The organism is Novosphingobium flavum (assembly GCF_014230315.1).
Taxonomy (GTDB): Bacteria; Pseudomonadota; Alphaproteobacteria; order Sphingomonadales; family Sphingomonadaceae; genus Novosphingobium; species Novosphingobium flavum.
The window spans coordinates 77,525-95,165 of record NZ_JACLAW010000004.1; the positions used below are offsets into that span (position 1 = coordinate 77,525).

At 65.7% G+C, this 17,641-nt stretch carries 13 protein-coding genes; 6 read left to right on the forward strand and 7 right to left on the reverse strand.

What is annotated here, in order from left to right; all coding sequences use genetic code 11:
* The first annotated feature begins 118 nt into the window (after positions 1-118).
* The 3 genes from H7F51_RS06255 (at position 119) to H7F51_RS06265 (ending at position 1,103) form a co-directional block, all read left to right on the forward strand.
* Positions 119-307: a hypothetical protein gene (locus H7F51_RS06255; RefSeq protein ID WP_185663380.1), complete on the forward strand. Its 189-nt coding sequence runs from the start codon at positions 119-121 to the stop codon at positions 305-307.
* Between the two features lie 197 nt (positions 308-504).
* On the forward strand, positions 505-684 hold the full coding sequence (locus H7F51_RS06260; RefSeq protein ID WP_185663381.1) for a hypothetical protein: 180 nt from the start codon (positions 505-507) through the stop codon (positions 682-684).
* 155 nt (positions 685-839) lie between these two features.
* Positions 840-1,103 carry a hypothetical protein gene (locus H7F51_RS06265; RefSeq protein WP_185663382.1) on the forward strand — a complete coding sequence of 88 codons (264 nt, stop codon included), beginning with the start codon at positions 840-842 and terminating at the stop codon, positions 1,101-1,103.
* 20 nt (positions 1,104-1,123) lie between these two features.
* Here H7F51_RS06265 and H7F51_RS06270 read toward each other — a convergent pair whose 3' ends face one another.
* From H7F51_RS06270 to rplJ, 7 genes are all read right to left on the reverse strand, one after another.
* Complete coding sequence (locus H7F51_RS06270) at positions 1,124-1,651, reverse strand: group III truncated hemoglobin (protein WP_185663383.1); 528 nt, start codon at positions 1,649-1,651, stop codon at positions 1,124-1,126.
* A gap of 46 nt (positions 1,652-1,697) precedes the next feature.
* Positions 1,698-2,687, reverse strand: coding sequence for a serine hydrolase (locus H7F51_RS06275; protein ID WP_185663384.1), 990 nt, complete (start codon positions 2,685-2,687; stop codon positions 1,698-1,700).
* 195 nt (positions 2,688-2,882) lie between these two features.
* Positions 2,883-4,520 carry a chaperonin GroEL gene (gene groL, locus H7F51_RS06280; protein WP_185663385.1) on the reverse strand — a complete coding sequence of 546 codons (1,638 nt, stop codon included), beginning with the start codon at positions 4,518-4,520 and terminating at the stop codon, positions 2,883-2,885.
* Between the two features lie 46 nt (positions 4,521-4,566).
* Complete coding sequence (gene groES, locus H7F51_RS06285; protein ID WP_185663386.1) at positions 4,567-4,854, reverse strand: co-chaperone GroES; 288 nt, start codon at positions 4,852-4,854, stop codon at positions 4,567-4,569.
* Between the two features lie 149 nt (positions 4,855-5,003).
* Positions 5,004-6,401, reverse strand: coding sequence for an MATE family efflux transporter (locus H7F51_RS06290; protein WP_185663387.1), 1,398 nt, complete (start codon positions 6,399-6,401; stop codon positions 5,004-5,006).
* Positions 6,402-6,524: 123 nt separating this feature from the next.
* Positions 6,525-6,902 (reverse strand): 50S ribosomal protein L7/L12, encoded by a 378-nt coding sequence (gene rplL, locus H7F51_RS06295; protein ID WP_185663388.1) that lies wholly within the window; start codon positions 6,900-6,902, stop codon positions 6,525-6,527.
* Positions 6,903-6,965: 63 nt separating this feature from the next.
* On the reverse strand, positions 6,966-7,478 hold the full coding sequence (gene rplJ, locus H7F51_RS06300; protein ID WP_185663389.1) for a 50S ribosomal protein L10: 513 nt from the start codon (positions 7,476-7,478) through the stop codon (positions 6,966-6,968).
* 350 nt (positions 7,479-7,828) lie between these two features.
* On the opposite strand from rplJ, the gene H7F51_RS06305 reads away from it, so the two are divergent.
* The 3 genes from H7F51_RS06305 to rpoC all read left to right on the forward strand — a co-directional run bounded on the left by H7F51_RS06305 (position 7,829) and on the right by rpoC (position 17,628).
* Positions 7,829-8,476 (forward strand): methyltransferase family protein, encoded by a 648-nt coding sequence (locus H7F51_RS06305; protein ID WP_185663390.1) that lies wholly within the window; start codon positions 7,829-7,831, stop codon positions 8,474-8,476.
* A gap of 614 nt (positions 8,477-9,090) precedes the next feature.
* Positions 9,091-13,272 carry a DNA-directed RNA polymerase subunit beta gene (gene rpoB, locus H7F51_RS06310; protein ID WP_185663391.1) on the forward strand — a complete coding sequence of 1,394 codons (4,182 nt, stop codon included), beginning with the start codon at positions 9,091-9,093 and terminating at the stop codon, positions 13,270-13,272.
* Positions 13,273-13,344: 72 nt separating this feature from the next.
* Positions 13,345-17,628, forward strand: a complete 4,284-nt coding sequence (rpoC, locus tag H7F51_RS06315) for a DNA-directed RNA polymerase subunit beta' (protein ID WP_185663392.1) — start codon at positions 13,345-13,347, stop codon at positions 17,626-17,628.
* Positions 17,629-17,641 lie beyond the last annotated feature (13 nt).

A 17,641-nucleotide genomic window follows, 5' to 3' on the forward strand; every position in this document is an offset into this window, starting at 1 on the left:
GATTAATTGGCGTGGCGAAGTCTACTGTCGCGGTAGGCTTTGTGCCAGGTCTTGCGGTGCCCCTTTGTCGGGCTTGCGGGGCCGGGCATGGTCCACTCGCTGATCAAGGATATCTTTCATGCGCAAGCTCGTTCTCGTCGCTGCCGCCACCGCCGGCGTTCTCGCTCTCTCGGCCTGCAAGGGCGAAGAAGCTGCTCCCGAAGCGACCGAAACCGCTGCTGCCGAAGCCACCGACGTTGCGACCGACGTCGCCACCGAAGCTTCGACCGAAGCCGCTGCCGAAGCCACCACTGCCGCTGCTCAGTAATCAGCAGCCAGTTGGCTTTCAGGAAGGGCGCGCGGGACTTGTCCCGCGCGCCTTTTCTTTTGTCCTGATCGCGGGTTGTTGCATTGCGGTGGACGGGCTCGCGGGTGCGATTGACTGACTGGCGCCGGTAAGGCACAACCCGCGTCGCCCGGCTTCGACGGCCGGGGATGGTCCACTCGCTGTAAGGATTACCATTCATGCGCAAGATCGTTCTCGCTGCCGCCGCCGCCGCCGGTGTTCTCGCTCTCGCCGCCTGCAAGAGCGAAGCTCCTGCCCCGGAAGCCACCGAAGCCTCGGCTGAACCGGCGATGGAAGCGACTGCCACCGACACTGCCGCGGCCACCGAGGAAGCGACCAGCGAAGCCGCGAAGATGTAATCTTCGCCGCACGGCGAATTTTCGAGGGCGCGGGAAGCACATCGCTTCCCGCGCCCTTTCGTTTGCATCGCTTGGGGTGACATAGCGCCGTGCGGAACCAGCGGGAGCGCGCGACATTGTTGGGGGGTGTTCTCATCGCTGTAAGGAATGACCCCATGCGCAATTCCCTGACCGCCTTTGCATTCGCCCCCGCCCTGCTCTGCGCTACCGTCGCCGCCGGTCTGACCGGCTGTTCGCAGAAGACCGAGGATGCCGCGGCCACGGCCGCCGATTCCGCCGCTTCCGACGCGGCCACCAATGCCGCGGTTGCCGCCGATGCCGTGGCCGGGGCGGCCAGCGACGCCGCGACGGACGCGGCCGACGCCATCCGCAGCGCGGGTGACAAGGCCTCCCAGGCCGCTACCGAGGCGGCGCGCTGATCAATCCGGAGGGCCCGGCCTTACTTCCCGTCCGAACCCAGCGCCTTCGCCGGCCATGGCAGCTGGGCTCCGGCCTTCGCGCCGGTCAGCCCTTCGCGGTGAAGGGCGAGGCCGGTCAGCAGGCTGTCGGCGATCATCCGCGCGCGGGTGCCGACTTCGCGCAGGGCATCGTCGCTGCCGAGTTCGGCGAGCGTCTGGTAGAACAGTTCGAGCCAGCGGCTGAAATGGCTCGCCTCGAGCCCGGGCAGGGCGAGGTGCTGGCGCATCGGGTTGCCGGTATATTCGCCGCTGCTGTGGAGGATCGAGCGCCAGAACTGCTTGAGCCGGGCAAGGTGGGCGGGCCAGTCCTCCACCTTGGCGGCGAAGATCGGGCCGAGCACGGCATCCGCGCGGACCGAGGCGTAGAAGCGTTCGACCAGCTGGTCGATGAACTGTTCGTCGATCCCCATGGCCTCGGCTTCGGCGCGCTTGCGTTGGCGCGCGGCGCGGGCGTGATCGGGCAGGTCGCCGGTCTTGCGCAGGGGTGCGGGGCGGGAGGGCTTGGACATGGCTGCCAGATGGCCCGGCGCGGCGCGCGGGACAAGGGGGAGCCGATCAGCGCAGGGCGGTGCGCATCGGTCCTTGCTGATTGAAGCCATCGTAGATGCCGCGGGCGAGCAGGGCGATCCGGGAATCGCGGCCGGCGTGATCGCCCTGACCAGTGACGTAGATCGCAACCGCGAGGTTGCGGCCATCCGGGGTCTGGATGAAGCCGACGTCGCTTGCGGTGTTGCTGAGCGTGCCGGTCTTGTGCGCAAGGGTGACGCCAACCGGTAGCCCGGCCTTGATGCGGTGGCGGCCGGTGACGGTACGGCCCATCGCGCCGAGCAGGACATTGCGGCTGGAGGGGCTGAGCCAGCGGCCCTGCTGGAGACCGGCGAGCATGCGGATCATCGCGTTGGGGGTGATCGAATCGCGGCGGTCGACCGTAACGGCCGGGTTCACCGCGCCATCGTCGCGGACCATCGTGGCGATGTCATGGTCGAGCCGGAACTCGGTGATGCCGGTGTTGGCATGGACCCAGCGGGTCACGGCGGCGGGGCCGCCGACCACGGCGAGCAGGGCGTCGGTCGCGTGATTGTCGCTGCGGGTGATCGCCGCCTCGATCAGCTGCTGGGCGGTGAGCATGGCGCCGGCGCGGACCGGGGCGATCGCGGTCGAGAACTTCTTCGAGGGGACCGGCATCATCAGCGGATAGCGACTGTCGAGGCTCCAGCGGCCCTGGTCCACCCCGGAGAGGAAGGTGGCGACGATGGCGATCTTGCTGGTGCTGGCCATCGGGAAGGGCTGGTCGCCCAAGACGGCGACCTGACGGCCGCTTTCGAGATCGAGCGCGGCGACGCCGATGCGGCCGCGCGAAGCTTCCGCGAGGCGGGCCAGCTGGACTTCGAAGGGATCGGCGCTGGTATCGCGCGGGGCGCGCTGGACGGAGCCGAGCAACTGGTCGAACCGGGTTTCCAGTTCACCCGCGTTCGCGGAAATCGGCATGACCGCAGCAACCGCGAAGGCCGCCAGCGCCGCCAAACGTGCTTTCAAACCCGTCATCACGAACGAGACCTTACCCCTTTGTCCTTACAATTGGCTAACAGAATCATGCGGTTCGCCGCAAGATTTCGAACGATGAACCGGTTCCGGTCTGCGACGGTACACCTGCCTTTGCCGAAACCGCCCCGCCGGGCCATGAAAAAGGGCCGGGAAGATCGCTCTTCCCGGCCCGATTTTCGCTTGAGATGGAAGGACTTAGAAGTCCATCCCGCCCATGCCGCCGCCCGGCATCGCGGGCATCGACGGCTTGTCGTCCGGCTTTTCCGAGATGGCGGCTTCGGTGGTGATCAGCAGGCCCGAGACCGAGGCGGCGTCCTGCAGGGCGGTGCGCACGACCTTGGTCGGGTCGATCACGCCGGCGGCCTTGAGGTTTTCATAGACGTCGGTCGCGGCGTTGAAGCCCTGGTTCTCGTCGTTTTCGCGCAGCAGATTGCCGGCAACAACGGCGCCGTCATGGCCGGCGTTCTGGGCGATCTGACGCAGCGGGGTCTGGATCGCCTTGCGGACGATGTCGATGCCCTTGGTCTGGTCGTCGTTCGCGCCCTTGAGGCCTTCGAGAGCCTTGGTGGCATAAAGCAGGGCCGTACCGCCGCCGGGGACGATGCCTTCCTCGACCGCCGCGCGGGTGGCGTGGAGAGCGTCGTCGACGCGGTCCTTGCGCTCCTTCACCTCGACCTCGGTGGCACCGCCGACCTTGATCACGGCCACGCCGCCAGCGAGCTTGGCAAGGCGTTCCTGCAGCTTTTCACGGTCGTAGTCGCTGGTGGTGACTTCGATCTGGGCGCGGATCTGCTCGACCCGGGCCTTGATCTCGTCGGCCGAACCGGCGCCATCGACGATGGTGGTGTTGTCCTTGTCGATCGTGACCTTCTTGGCCTGGCCAAGCATGCCGAGCGTGACGCTCTCCAGCTTGATGCCGAGGTCTTCCGAGATCATCTCGCCGGCGGTCAGCGTGGCGATGTCGCCCAGCATGGCCTTGCGGCGGTCACCGAAGCCCGGAGCCTTGACGGCGGCGATCTTGAGGCCGCCGCGCAGCTTGTTGACGACGAGGGTGGCGAGAGCCTCGCCCTCGATGTCTTCGGCGATGATCAGGAGCGGACGGCCCGACTGCACCACGGCTTCGAGGATCGGCAGCATCGCCTGGAGCGACGAGAGCTTCTTCTCGTGGATCAGGATGTACGGATTCTCGAGCTCGGCGACCATCTTTTCCGGGTTGGTCACGAAGTAGGGCGAGAGGTAGCCGCGGTCGAACTGCATGCCTTCGACGACGTCGAGCTCGAACTCGAGGCCCTTGGCTTCCTCGACGGTGATCACACCTTCCTTGCCGACCTTTTCCATCGCCTGGGCGATCTTTTCGCCGACTTCGACGTCACCGTTGGCCGAGATGATGCCGACCTGAGCGATTTCGGCCGAACCCGAAACCGGGGTCGAGCGGGCCTTGAGGTCTTCGACGACCTTGGTTACGGCGATGTCGATGCCGCGCTTGAGGTCCATCGGGTTCATGCCGGCGGCGACCGAGGTCATGCCTTCGCGCACGATCGCCTGGGCGAGAACCGTGGCGGTGGTAGTGCCGTCACCGGCAGCGTCGTTGGCCTTGCTGGCGACTTCGCGCAGCATCTGGGCGCCCATGTTCTCGAACTTGTCCTTGAGTTCGATTTCCTTGGCGACCGAAACGCCGTCCTTGGTGATGCGCGGCGCGCCGAAGCTCTTGTCGATCACCACGTTGCGGCCCTTGGGGCCGAGGGTAACCTTCACCGCGTTGGCGAGGATGTCGACGCCGGCGAGAATCCGCTCGCGCGCGTCGCGGCCAAACTTCACGTCCTTGGCAGCCATTGTGCTATTCCTTTGAATTCAGATGGAAAAGGGAGAGGGACCTGGCTCAGCCGATAACGCCGAGAATGTCCGATTCCTTCATGATCAGCAGGTCCTGGCCATCGACCTTGACCTCGGTGCCCGACCACTTGCCGAACAGGACGCGGTCACCGACCTTGACGTCGAGAGGGGTGATCGTGCCGTTTTCGGCGCGGGCGCCGGTGCCGACGGCGACGATTTCGCCCTCAGCCGGCTTTTCCTTGGCGCTGTCGGGGATGATGATGCCGCCGGCGGTCTTTTCCTCGGCTTCGACGCGACGAACGAGCACGCGGTCGTGCAGCGGACGAAAAGTCATGAGAGATACCTCTTCGAAGGTTGTTTGTGATCTTTGGCACTCGCACCTGTTGAGTGCCAGCGCCGCGCATATGGGTCGGCGTTCATGCGCCGTCAAGGCGAGGGGGGACGAAAAAAGTCACGCGCGGGGTGGGGCGTTGGCCCCGGCGTTCACCCCGGGACAAGCCCCAGCCGCTCGCGCCGGTGCCAGCGCCAGAGCAGCATGGCCGCAACGATCACGAGGGCGACGAGCAGGCCGAGCCAGACCCCGAGGCCCCGCAAGGGCGTGAACAGGCCGAGTCCGATCGAGACGGCGGCGCCCGGTACCCAGTAGCAGAACACCGCGATCAGCATCGGCACGCGGGTATCCTGCAGCCCGCGCAGCGCCCCGGCAGCCACGGCCTGGACCCCGTCGAACAGCTGGAAGGCGGCGGCGACGATCATGTACTGCACGGCAAAGCCGATCAGCGCGGCATTGGCCGGCTCGGCCGGATCGACGTAGAGCGAAACGATCGGGCGGGCGGCGAGCAGCATCATCAGGCTGGTGCAGGCCATGAACCCGCCCCCGGCGCCGAGCGCCACCAGGGCCGCGCGGTGAATGCCGGCGCGGTCGCGCGCGCCATAGTGATAGCCCACGCGGATCGTGGCCGCCTGCCCGATCCCGAACGGAACCTGGAAGCAGAAGGCGGCGACTTGCAGCGCGACCGTGTGCCCGGCCAACTCGGCCTCGCCGATCCGGCCCATCAGGAAGGCGGCGCCGCTGAACAGGCCGGCTTCGGCCAGGATGGTCCCGGCGATGGGCAGGCCGATTTTGACCAACTCCTGCAACCGCTGCCATTCCGGGCGCCAGAACCGCCCGAACAGGCGGTAGCGGCGCAGGCGCCGGTCGGCCCGGATGGCAAGGGCATAGGCGGCGAAAGTGGCCAGCCCGGTCAGGCAGCTCGACACGGCCGAGCCGGCCAGCCCCAGCGCGGGCGCGCCGAGATTGCCGAAGACGAAGGCCCAGTTACCCAGCGCGTTGACGAGAATTGCGAGGCCGGTGATCGCCGTGGCGAAGTACGGCCGGCCCATCGCCGAGACGAAAGTGCGCAGCACGTTGGCGCCGATCAGCGGGATCAGGGCGAACATCAGGATCGCGAGGAATCCGCCGGCGCGGGCGGCAACGCGCGGGTCCTGGCCGGTGAGCAGCATCAGCCTTTCGCCGAGCAGGCAGACTCCCATGCCGGCGAGGCTGGCGACGACGGAGAGCCACAGGGCCATGCGCACCGAGCGGCGGATCTCGCGCACGGCGTGGCGGCGCTGGCCGAGTTCCGCGGCGATCAGCGGGGCGACCGCGCCGGTCAGGCCGCACAGGCTCCAGTTGATCAGGCCGAACAGGGCGATGGCGAGGCTCGAGGCGGCGAGCGCCTCCTGCCCGAGGCGGGCGACGAAGACCACGTCGATCGCATAGACCATCATCTGCAGCAGATTGGCGGCCGCCAGCGGCCCGGCGAGGTGCAGGGTCTCGCGCATCTCGCGGCGCAGCGGGGTGCTGGCGGCGGGCAGGGCCTGGGGCGAGGCGGAGAGCATGGCTTTCGCCCTACAGGGTCGGGCCGTGGTAGGAAAGGGCGGGAAACCCTGCATTTCCAACAGAAAGGGCGGCCCTTGCGGACCGCCCTTGCCGTTTTCGTTCCGGGAAGACCGGAAAGAAGATTACTTGATTTCGACGGTGCCGCCGGCTTCTTCGATCTTCTTCTTGATGTCTTCGGCTTCAGCCTTCGACACGCCTTCCTTGATCGCCTTCGGAGCCGATTCCACGAGGGTCTTGGCTTCGGTCAGGCCGAGCGAGGTGATCGCGCGGACTTCCTTGATGACCTGGATCTTCTTCCCGCCGTCGCCGGTCAGGATGACGTCGAATTCGGTCTGCTCTTCGACAGCGGCAGCGGCTTCGCCACCACCGGCCGGAGCGGCAACCGCGACGGCAGCAGCGGCGCTGACGCCCCATGCTTCTTCGAGGGCCTTGGCGAGGTCAGCCGCCTCGAGGACGGTCAGCTGCGACAGTTCTTCAACAAGCTTGGCGATATCGGCCATGATGCTTTACTCCTGAATTGATGGACCGGAAGGCGAAACCCCCCGGGAATTCGTTGAACAGTCTTAGGCGGCCTTGTCGGCGTAAGCCTGGAAGACGCGGGCCAGCTTGGCCGCCGGAGCGGTCGAGAGCTGGGCGATCTTCGTGGCCGGAGCCTGAACGAGACCGATGAGCTTGGCGCGCATTTCGTCCAGCGACGGCATCGTGGCGAGAGCCTTGATCCCATCCGCATTGAGGACGACCGAACCCAGCGAGCCACCAAGAATTTCGATCTTGTCGGTGGTCTTCGCGAAGTCGACCACGGCCTTGGCGGCGGCAACCGGGTCCACCGACGAAGCGATGGCGGTCGGGCCGGTGAGAAGATCGGTGATCCCCTCGTAGGCAGTGTCCTTGGCGGCAAGCTTGGCAAGACTGTTCTTCGCAACCTTGTAGGTCGCGCCCGCGTCACGAATCTTTCCGCGCAGGTTCGTGGACTGGGCCACGGTCATGCCGAGATTGCGGGTGATCACCACCACGCCGACCTCGTTGAAAGTCGCGTTCAGCGATGCGACCGATTCGGCTTTCTGCGAACGATCCATGCCTTACTCCTTCACATTGGCCGTTCGCGAACGAACGACCGGCTACGTTTGTCCATGCCGAAAGAACGACACGGGCGAGTCCGTTGAGGGGGAAGGAGCAGCGCAGAAGCGCGAAGACCGGCGCGCTTTCCAAGGGAAAGGCGAGGGCCTTTGAAATCTCTGTCCCCGTCTAGGCTGGAGATTAAGAGGGAAGCCCTCACCAGCTGTCTCGGACGGATGAACGGCGGGACGAATCCTGCCGGTCGGGGCGCGCTAATACAGGACGGTGCGCCGGAGTCAAGAAAGTGCGGGTTTGAGAAAATGTTAACCCTGTTCTGCGAACCCGGTCCGGTATTGCACGGGGAACCTTCATGACCGCGACCGCCAACCTGACCGAAACCGCCCGGCCGCTGCCGTTCTGGCGCCGGCCGCGGGTGATGGACAGGGTCGAGCAGGCGGCGATCGTCGTGCTGTGGATCTTCCTCGTCCAGCGGGTCGAGGTCTCGGGCAATCCCTATGCCTGGCTGCTGCTGGTCTCCGAAACGGCCGTGGCGGTGTTTGCCCTGATCCGGCGGCCGACCGACAAGCTCTCGATGGACCTTGGCGACTGGCTGCTGGCGATCACGGCGACCTGCGCGGGCCTGCTGATCGTGCCGGGGGTGACGCTGATCCCCGCGATCGCGCCGCTCGGCCTTGCCCTCGCGATCCTCGGCAACCTCGTCCAGGCCTGGGCCAAGCTGGTCCTGCGCCGCTCGTTCGGGGTGGCTCCCGCCAACCGCGGCATCAAGATTTCCGGGCCTTACCGCTTCGTGCGCCATCCGATGTATGCGGGCTATGCCCTCGTCCACCTGGGCGTGATGATCCTGATGTTCATGCCGATCAACGCGGTGATCTATGCGATCGGCTGGTGGGCGCAGATCCTGCGCATCCTTGCCGAGGAGCGGCTGCTGAGCCAGGACCCGGCCTATGCCGAATATATGACCAAGGTGCGCTGGCGGTTGATTCCGGGCGTGTTCTGAGCCGGGCAGGGTGACACGAGTGTCACCCTGATTTCGTGCCATTTCGCAAGATTTTCCTTTTGAATCAGGTGTCCAGCGTTTCGGTGCATGGGTGACACTTGTCCAACACGGCGCGCGGTGCGCGGCTGTGCTGAAGAACGTCCTCACGCTGTCAAAGATACGGCGGGTAGTGTGGCAGGGTGAGGCGGTGTAGGAAAGTCTTGCCGGATTGGCCGCTCCTTTCGCGCTGCGCGGCGCCGCTGCAGGAAGCGCGGCGATACCAGCCTTCGCTGGCATGGCGATCACTTCACGATCACTTTGCCGGCGCGTGGGGGTTGGGCGTGCCCGAGGGGCGGCCGATTGCCCTGCTAATCCGTTGACTTTTCGTGCCCCCGGGCCTATCTGCGCGCCTCACCCAGAGCTTCGAGCAAGGCGGTCCGTGCGCGGGGATTCGCTCAGGAAGGAAGCTTTTCCGGGGTTTTCAGGCGACGCAAGCAGCTGCGGGAGCGGTCCTCCAAGGGGGATTCGTTTGCCCGCCGTTCGTGCGTTTTGGCCGACACCGCTCGCGCAGGTGTGAAATTTTTCGCTGGGCGATCCTCGTCCGGCGGTATTGAGCGAAGAGGCAAGTTTCCCTCATGGCGACCAAGGCCCAGAATTCGAGTTCTTCGGCTGGCCGCGCTTCCGGCAAGCGCATCCGCAAGATCTTCGGCGACATCCACGAAGTCGTGAAGATGCCGAACCTGATCGAGGTCCAGCGCGAGAGCTACGAGCAGTTCCTGCGCTCCGACCCGTCGATCGGCTATGTTTCGGGCCTGGAAAAGACCCTGCGCTCGGTCTTCCCGATCCGCGACTTCGCCGGCACCAGCGAGCTGGACTTCGTCCACTACGAACTGGAAGCGCCGAAGTACGACGTGACCGAGTGCCGCCAGCGCGGCATCACCTATGCCGCCCCGATGAAGGTGACCCTGCGTCTCATCGTGTTCGAGGTGGACGCCGAGACCGAGACCCGCTCCGTGCTCGATATCAAGGAGCAGGACGTCTACATGGGCGACATGCCGCTGATGACGGAGAACGGCACGTTCTTCATCAACGGCACCGAGCGCGTGATCGTTTCGCAGATGCACCGTTCGCCGGGCGTGCTGTTCGACCATGACCGCGGCAAGACCCACTCCTCGGGCAAGTACCTGTTTGCCGCCCGCGTCATTCCCTATCGCGGTTCGTGGCTCGATTTCGAATTCGACGCCAAGGACATCGTCAACGTCCGCATCGACCGCAAGCGCAAGCTGCCGGTGACCGCGCTGCTCCACGCGCTGGGGCTGGGCGACGAGGATATCCTCAACTTCTTCTACTCGACCGTGTCGTGGGACCGCGGGACCAGCGCCAATGGCGGCGGCTGGCGCGTGCCCTTCGTGCTCGAGCAGTGGCGCGGCGCGAAGCCGACCTTCGACATCGTCGATGCCAAGTCGGGCGAAGTGATCTTCCCGGCCGGGCAGAAGATTTCGCCGCGCGCGGCGAACAAGGCGTCCAAGGACGGGCTCGAGCAGCTGCTGATCCCGACCGAGGAAATCTTCGGCCGCTATTCGGCGCGCGACCTGATCGACGAGTCGACCGGCCGCATCTACATCGAGGCCGGTGACGAGCTGAGCCCCGAGAACCTCGACGCGCTCGACAAGGCGGGCTTCGACAAGATCGAACTGCTCGACATCGACCACATCAACACGGGGCCGTGGATCCGCAACACGCTCAAGGCCGACAAGTCGCCGGACCGCGACCACGCGCTGGCCGACATCTACCGCGTGATGCGCCCCGGCGAGCCGCCGACGCGCGAAACCGCCGAGGCCCTGTTCGAAGGCCTGTTCTTCGACGGCGACCGCTATGACCTCTCGGCCGTGGGCCGCGTCAAGCTCAACATGCGCCTCGGCCTCGAGTGCGACGACACCATCACCACCCTGCGCACCGACGACATCCTCGCCGTGGTCAAGGAACTGGTGAACCTGAAGGACGGCAAGGGCGAGGTCGACGACATCGACAACCTCGGCAACCGCCGCGTCCGTTCGGTGGGCGAACTGCTCGAGAACCAGTACCGCGTCGGCCTGCTGCGCATGGAACGCGCGGTGAAGGAGCGGATGAGCTCGGTCGACGTTTCGACCGTGATGCCGAACGACCTGATCAACGCCAAGCCCGCCGTCGCGGCGGTCCGCGAGTTCTTCGGTTCGTCGCAGCTCTCGCAGTTCATGGACCAGACCAACCCGCTCTCGGAAGTCACCCACAAGCGCCGCGTCTCGGCGCTCGGGCCGGGTGGTCTGACCCGCGAGCGCGCCGGCTTCGAAGTCCGCGACGTTCACCCGACCCACTATGGCCGCATCTGCCCGATCGAAACGCCGGAAGGCCCGAACATCGGTCTGATCAACTCGCTCTCGACCTTCGCCCGCGTCAACAAGTACGGCTTCATCGAGACGCCGTATCGCAAGGTGATCGACGGCAAGGTGACCAACGAGGTCGTCTACCTTTCCGCGATGGAAGAGGCCAAGCACACCGTGGCCCAGGCTTCGGCCGAGCTGACCGGCGACGGTTCGTTCGTGGAAGAGCTGGTCTCGGCCCGTGAAGGCGGCGAATTCGTCATGAGCCCGCGCGAGCAGGTCACGCTGATGGACGTTTCGCCCAAGCAGCTGGTCTCGGTCGCCGCCTCGCTCATCCCGTTCCTGGAAAACGACGACGCCAACCGCGCGCTGATGGGCTCGAACATGCAGCGCCAGGCGGTGCCTCTGGTCAAGGCCGAGGCGCCGTTCGTCGGCACCGGCATGGAAGCGACCGTGGCGCGCGATTCGGGCGCCGCGATCGCGGCCCTGCGTTCGGGCATCGTCGACCAGGTCGACGCGACCCGTATCGTGATCCGCGCCGCCGGTGACATCGAACCGGGCAAGTCGGGCGTGGACATCTACCGCCTGCAGAAGTTCGAGCGCTCGAACCAGTCGACCTGCATCAACCAGCGCCCGCTGGTGAAGGTGGGCGACCTGGTGGCGGCCGGCGACATCATCGCCGACGGCCCGTCGACCGAGCTGGGCGAACTGGCGCTGGGCCGCAACGTCCTCGTCGCGTTCATGCCGTGGAACGGCTACAACTACGAGGACTCGATCCTGATCTCCGAGCGGATCGTGAAGGACGACGTCTTCACCTCGATCCACATCGACGAGTTCGAGGTCATGGCCCGCGACACCAAGCTCGGGCCCGAGGACATCACCCGCGACATCCCGAACGTCGGCGAGGAAGCCCTGCGCAACCTCGACGAGGCGGGCATCGTCTACATCGGTGCCGAAGTGCACCCGGGCGACATCCTGGTCGGCAAGATCACGCCGAAGGGCGAATCGCCGATGACCCCGGAAGAGAAGCTGCTGCGCGCGATCTTCGGTGAAAAGGCCAGCGACGTGCGCGACACCTCGCTTCGCCTGCCGCCGGGCGTCTCGGGCACGATCGTCGACGTGCGCGTGTTCAACCGCCACGGCATCGAGATCGACGACCGTACCCGCGCGATCCAGAACGAGGAAATCGAACGCCTCGCCAAGGACCGCGAGGACGAGCGCGCGATCCTCAACCGTGCGACCTTCAACCGCCTGCGCGACATGCTGATCGGCCAGGTGGCCGCAGCGGCGCCGAAGGGGCTGAAGAAGGGCGTCGAGATCACCGCCGAACTGCTGGCCGAGGCCGAGCGCCACGAGTGGTGGAAGTTCGCCGTGGCCGACGATGCGCGGCAGGCCCAGCTGGAAGCGGTCAAGGCCCAGTACGACGAGACCGTCAAGGCGATCCAGGAGAAGTTCGAGGATCGCAAGGAGAAGCTGGAGCGCGGCGACGAGCTGGCTCCGGGCGTGCTCAAGATGGTCAAGGTCTTCGTCGCGGTGAAGCGCAAGCTGCAGCCGGGCGACAAGATGGCCGGCCGTCACGGCAACAAGGGCATCATCAGCCGCATCCTGCCGCAGGAAGACATGCCCTTCCTCGCCGACGGGACCCCGGTCGACTTCGTGCTCAACCCGCTGGGCGTGCCTTCGCGCATGAACGTCGGGCAGATCTTCGAGACTCACCTCGGCTGGGCCGCGCGCGGCCTCGGCAAGAAGATCGGCGCGGCGCTCGATGCCTGGCGCGAGGCCAATCCGAACCCGGTGGCGGGCGAAGCCCCCGAAGCGGTCAAGGAACTGCTCCAGGAGATCTACGGCGACAACTACTCGGCCGAGATCGGCGCGCGTTCGCCGGAGCAGATCGTGGAACTGGCGCAGAACGTGCGCGGCGGCGTGCCGATGGGCACTCCGGTGTTCGACGGCGCGGTGGAAGCCGACGTGACCGCCATGCTCCGGCTCGCCGGGCTGGACGAGAGCGGGCAGGTGGACCTCTACGACGGCCGCACCGGTGACCGCTTCGACCGCAAGGTGACCGTCGGCTACAAGTACGTGCTCAAGCTGCACCACCTTGTCGACGACAAGATCCACGCGCGTTCGATCGGGCCCTACAGCCTCGTCACCCAGCAGCCGCTGGGCGGCAAGGCGCAGTTCGGCGGCCAGCGCTTCGGCGAAATGGAGGTCTGGGCGCTGCAGGCTTACGGCGCGGCTTACACGCTGCAGGAAATGCTCACGGTGAAGTCGGACGACGTGGTCGGCCGCACCAAGGTCTACGAGGCGATCGTCAAGGGCGACGATACCTTCGAGGCCGGCATTCCCGAGAGCTTCAACGTGCTCGTCAAGGAAATGCGCAGCCTTGGTCTCAACGTGGAACTGTCTTCGCTCACCGATGAGGATGACGACGACGGTCTTGCCGAGGCCGCGGAATAAGGATGCGCGGGCGGTCTGACGGGCCGCCCGCCTCCTTCGCCCGAGATTTGACCCCTAGAGGGACACGAAGACATGAACGACCTGACCAAGTTCACCAACCAGATGGCGAAGCCCGAAACCTTCGACCAGATCCAGATCGGCATCGCGAGCCCGGAGCGCATCCGCTCGTGGTCCTTCGGCGAGATCAAGAAGCCGGAGACGATCAACTACCGCACCTTCAAGCCGGAGCGTGACGGCCTGTTCTGCGCCCGCATCTTCGGGCCGGTGAAGGACTACGAGTGCCTTTGCGGCAAGTACAAGCGGATGAAGTACAAGGGCGTCGTCTGCGAGAAGTGCGGCGTCGAGGTCACCGTGACCAAGGTGCGCCGCGAGCGCATGGGCCACATCGAGCTGGCTGCTCCGGTCGCGCACATCTGGTTCCTGAAGTCGCTGCCTTCGCGCATCGGCCTGCTGCTCGACATGCAGCTCAAGATCCTCGAGCGCATCCTCTACTTTGAGTCCTACGTGGTGATCGAGCCGGGCCTGACCCCGCTCGAGAAGTACCAGACGCTGAGCGAGGACGAGCTCTACGACTACCAGGACGAGTACGGCGAGGACGCCTTCTCGGCCGGGATCGGCGCCGAGGCGGTCAAGCACATGCTGATGAGCCTCGACCTCGTGCAGGAAAAGGAAGACCTGCTCAAGGAACTGGCCGAGACCAAGTCGGAACTGAAGCCCAAGAAGATCATCAAGCGCCTCAAGGTGGTTGAGAGCTTCATCGAATCCGGCAACCGTCCGGAGTGGATGATCCTCGACGTCGTCCCGGTCATTCCGCCGGAACTGCGTCCGCTGGTGCCGCTGGACGGCGGCCGCTTCGCGACCTCGGACCTCAACGACCTCTATCGCCGGGTCATCAACCGCAACAACCGCCTGAAGCGGCTGATCGAGCTGCGCGCGCCGGACATCATCGTCCGCAACGAAAAGCGCATGCTGCAGGAAGCGGTCGACGCCCTGTTCGACAACGGCCGCCGTGGCCGCGTGATCACGGGTGCCAACAAGCGTCCGCTCAAGTCGCTGTCCGACATGCTCAAGGGCAAGCAGGGCCGCTTCCGCCAGAACCTGCTCGGCAAGCGCGTCGACTATTCGGGCCGTTCGGTCATCGTGACCGGGCCGGAACTCAAGCTGCACCAGTGCGGCCTGCCCAAGAAGATGGCGCTCGAGCTGTTCAAGCCCTTCATCTATGCCCGCCTTGACGCCAAGGGTCTGTCGATGACCCTGAAGCAGGCCAAGAAGTGGGTCGAGAAGGAGCGCAAGGAAGTCTGGGACATCCTCGACGAGGTGATCCGCGAGCACCCGGTCCTGCTGAACCGTGCGCCGACGCTGCACCGTCTTGGCATCCAGGCGTTCGAACCCGTCCTGATCGAGGGCAAGGCGATCCAGCTGCACCCGCTGGTCTGCTCGGCCTTCAACGCCGACTTCGACGGTGACCAGATGGCCGTCCACGTGCCGCTTTCGCTGGAAGCCCAGCTCGAAGCGCGCGTGCTGATGATGTCGACCAACAACATCCTCTCGCCCGCCAACGGCAAGCCGATCATCGTGCCTTCGCAGGACATGGTGCTGGGCCTGTACTACCTCTCGCTCGACCGCGAGAACGAGCCGGGCGAAGGCATGAAGTTTGCCGACATGGCCGAAGTGCACCAGGCGCTGGAAGCAGGGGCGGTGACGCTCCACTCGAAGATCACGGCCCGCGTGCCGCAGACCGACGAGGCCGGCCAGCAGTACATGCGCCGGTTCGAGACCACGCCGGGCCGCATGCTGATCGGCGAATGCCTGCCCAAGAGCCACAAGGTGCCCTTCGAGGTCGTCAACCGCCTTCTCACCAAGAAGGAAATCGGCGACGTCATCGACCAAGTCTACCGCCACACCGGCCAGAAGGACACGGTGCTGTTCGCCGACGCCATCATGGCGCTGGGCTTCCGCCACGCGTTCAAGGCCGGCATCTCTTTCGGCAAGGATGACATGATCATCCCCGACAGCAAGGTGGAGCTGGTCGACAAGACCAAGGAACTGGTGGCCGACTACGAGCAGCAGTACCAGGACGGCCTGATCACCCAGCAGGAAAAGTACAACAAGGTCATCGACGCCTGGAGCCGTTGCGGCGACCAGGTGGCCGCGGCCATGATGGACGAGATCAAGGCCTCGCCGATCGACGAGGAGACCGGCCGCCAGAAGCCGATCAACTCGATCTACATGATGAGCCACTCCGGTGCCCGTGGTTCGCCGACCCAGATGAAGCAGCTGGCCGGGATGCGCGGGCTGATGGCCAAGCCTTCGGGCGAGATCATCGAGACCCCGATCATCTCGAACTTCAAGGAAGGCCTGACCGTTCTCGAGTACTTCAACTCGACTCACGGTGCCCGTAAGGGTCTGGCCGACACCGCGCTCAAGACGGCGAACTCGGGTTACCTGACCCGCCGTCTGGTCGACGTGTCGCAGGACTGCGTGGTCATCATCAATGATTGCGGCACCGAGCGCGCGCTGGAAATGCGGGCGATCGTGCAGGGCGGTTCGACCATCGCCTCGCTCGGCGAGCGCATCCTGGGCCGCACCCTGGCCGAGGACATCACCGACAAGGAAGGCAATGTCGTCGTCGCCAAGGGCACCCTGCTCGACGAAGCGGCCGTGGCGAAGATCGAGGAAGTGGGGCCGCAGGGCGCCCGCATCCGTTCGCCGCTGATCTGCGAGGCCGAACAGGGCGTCTGCGCGACCTGCTACGGCCGCGACCTTGCCCGCGGTACTCCGGTCAACATCGGTGAAGCGGTCGGCGTCATCGCCGCCCAGTCGATCGGTGAGCCGGGCACCCAGCTGACCATGCGTACCTTCCACATCGGCGGCGCGGCGCAGGTCAACGAAACCTCACACCTCGAAGCGATCTGCGAGGGTACCGTGGAATACCGCGATATCCCGACGATCACCGACAAGCGGGGCCGCCGCCTGTCGCTCGCCCGCAACGGCGAGATCGTTGTTCTGGATACCGAGGGCCGCGAACGCGCGCTGCACCGCGTGCCTTACGGTACGCACCTGCTGCACGTGAACGGCGCGAAGGTGGCCCAGGGCGAACGCCTGGCCGAGTGGGACCCGTTCACCACCCCGGTGATCACCGAAAAGCCGGGTATCGTGAAGTATCAGGACCTGATCGACGGGCGCACCCTGACCGAGCTGACCGACGAAGCGACCGGCATGACCAGCCGCGTCGTGACCGAGAACCGCTCGACCAGCCGCGCCAAGAAGGAGGACCTGCGTCCGCGCCTGACCCTGCTCGACGATGCGAGCGGCGAAGCTGCCCGCTACCTGATGGCACCGGGCACGACGCTGTCGGTGGAAGACGGCCAGTCGGTCGAGGCCGGCGACGTGCTCGCCCGTGCTTCGCGCGAAGCCGCCAAGACCCGCGACATCACCGGCGGTCTGCCGCGGGTGGCCGAGCTGTTCGAGGCGCGCAAGCCGAAGGATAACGCGATCATCGCCAAGATCTCGGGCCGGATCGAGTTCGTCCGTGACTACAAGGCCAAGCGCAAGATCGCGATCATCCCGGAAGAGGGCGATCCGGTGGAATACCTGATCCCCAAGTCCAAGGTGATCGACGTCCAGGAAGGCGACTGGGTCAAGAAGGGCGACAACCTGATCTCGGGCTCGCCCGATCCGCACGACATCCTCGAAGTGCTCGGGGTTGAGGCTCTGGCCGAATACCTCGTCGCGGAAATCCAGGAAGTCTACCGCTTGCAGGGCGTGAAGATCAACGACAAGCACATCGAGGTGATCGTTCGCCAGATGCTGCAGAAGGTTGAGATCACCGACGGCGGCGACACCGTGCTGCTCGCCGGCGAGCAGGTCGACCGCGAGGAAATGGACGAGATCAACGGCAAGCTGATCGAGGGCCTGCGCCCTGCGGAAGGCAAGCCGGTGCTGCTCGGCATCACCAAGGCCTCGCTCCAGACCCGTTCGTTCATCTCGGCCGCCTCGTTCCAGGAGACCACCCGCGTGCTGACGCAGGCGGCGGTTGAAGGGAAGCGCGACAGCCTGATCGGTCTGAAGGAAAACGTCATCGTTGGCCGTCTCATCCCCGCCGGTACCGGCGCGGGCATGAACCGTCTGCGCGTGGCCGCTTCCAGCCGCGACGCCGCGCTGCGCGCCCAGTATCGCAAGCTGCAGGAAAGCCTGATCGCCCCGCAGTCGGCCGCTGAAGAGCATGCCGCGGAACTGGCTCAGGGACCGGAAGCCGCGATCGGCAACGATCCGCTGGGCGAGGTCGAGGGTGAAACCCACGGCACTGACGCGGACGCGGGCGATTACCTGATCGAGGGCACCGAGGGCGAATAAGCCCCGCGTTCCC

Coding starts and splice junctions, on each gene's coding strand:
- H7F51_RS06255 (WP_185663380.1), top strand. CDS start 119: ATGCGCAAGCTCGTTCTCGTCGCTGCCGCCACCGCCGGCGTTCTCGCT.
- H7F51_RS06260 (WP_185663381.1), top strand. CDS start 505: ATGCGCAAGATCGTTCTCGCTGCCGCCGCCGCCGCCGGTGTTCTCGCT.
- H7F51_RS06265 (WP_185663382.1), top strand. CDS start 840: ATGCGCAATTCCCTGACCGCCTTTGCATTCGCCCCCGCCCTGCTCTGC.
- H7F51_RS06270 (WP_185663383.1), bottom strand. CDS start 1,651: ATGTCCAAGCCCTCCCGCCCCGCACCCCTGCGCAAGACCGGCGACCTG.
- H7F51_RS06275 (WP_185663384.1), bottom strand. CDS start 2,687: ATGACGGGTTTGAAAGCACGTTTGGCGGCGCTGGCGGCCTTCGCGGTT.
- groL (WP_185663385.1), bottom strand. CDS start 4,520: ATGGCTGCCAAGGACGTGAAGTTTGGCCGCGACGCGCGCGAGCGGATT.
- groES (WP_185663386.1), bottom strand. CDS start 4,854: ATGACTTTTCGTCCGCTGCACGACCGCGTGCTCGTTCGTCGCGTCGAA.
- H7F51_RS06290 (WP_185663387.1), bottom strand. CDS start 6,401: ATGCTCTCCGCCTCGCCCCAGGCCCTGCCCGCCGCCAGCACCCCGCTG.
- rplL (WP_185663388.1), bottom strand. CDS start 6,902: ATGGCCGATATCGCCAAGCTTGTTGAAGAACTGTCGCAGCTGACCGTC.
- rplJ (WP_185663389.1), bottom strand. CDS start 7,478: ATGGATCGTTCGCAGAAAGCCGAATCGGTCGCATCGCTGAACGCGACT.
- H7F51_RS06305 (WP_185663390.1), top strand. CDS start 7,829: ATGACCGCGACCGCCAACCTGACCGAAACCGCCCGGCCGCTGCCGTTC.
- rpoB (WP_185663391.1), top strand. CDS start 9,091: ATGGCGACCAAGGCCCAGAATTCGAGTTCTTCGGCTGGCCGCGCTTCC.
- rpoC (WP_185663392.1), top strand. CDS start 13,345: ATGAACGACCTGACCAAGTTCACCAACCAGATGGCGAAGCCCGAAACC.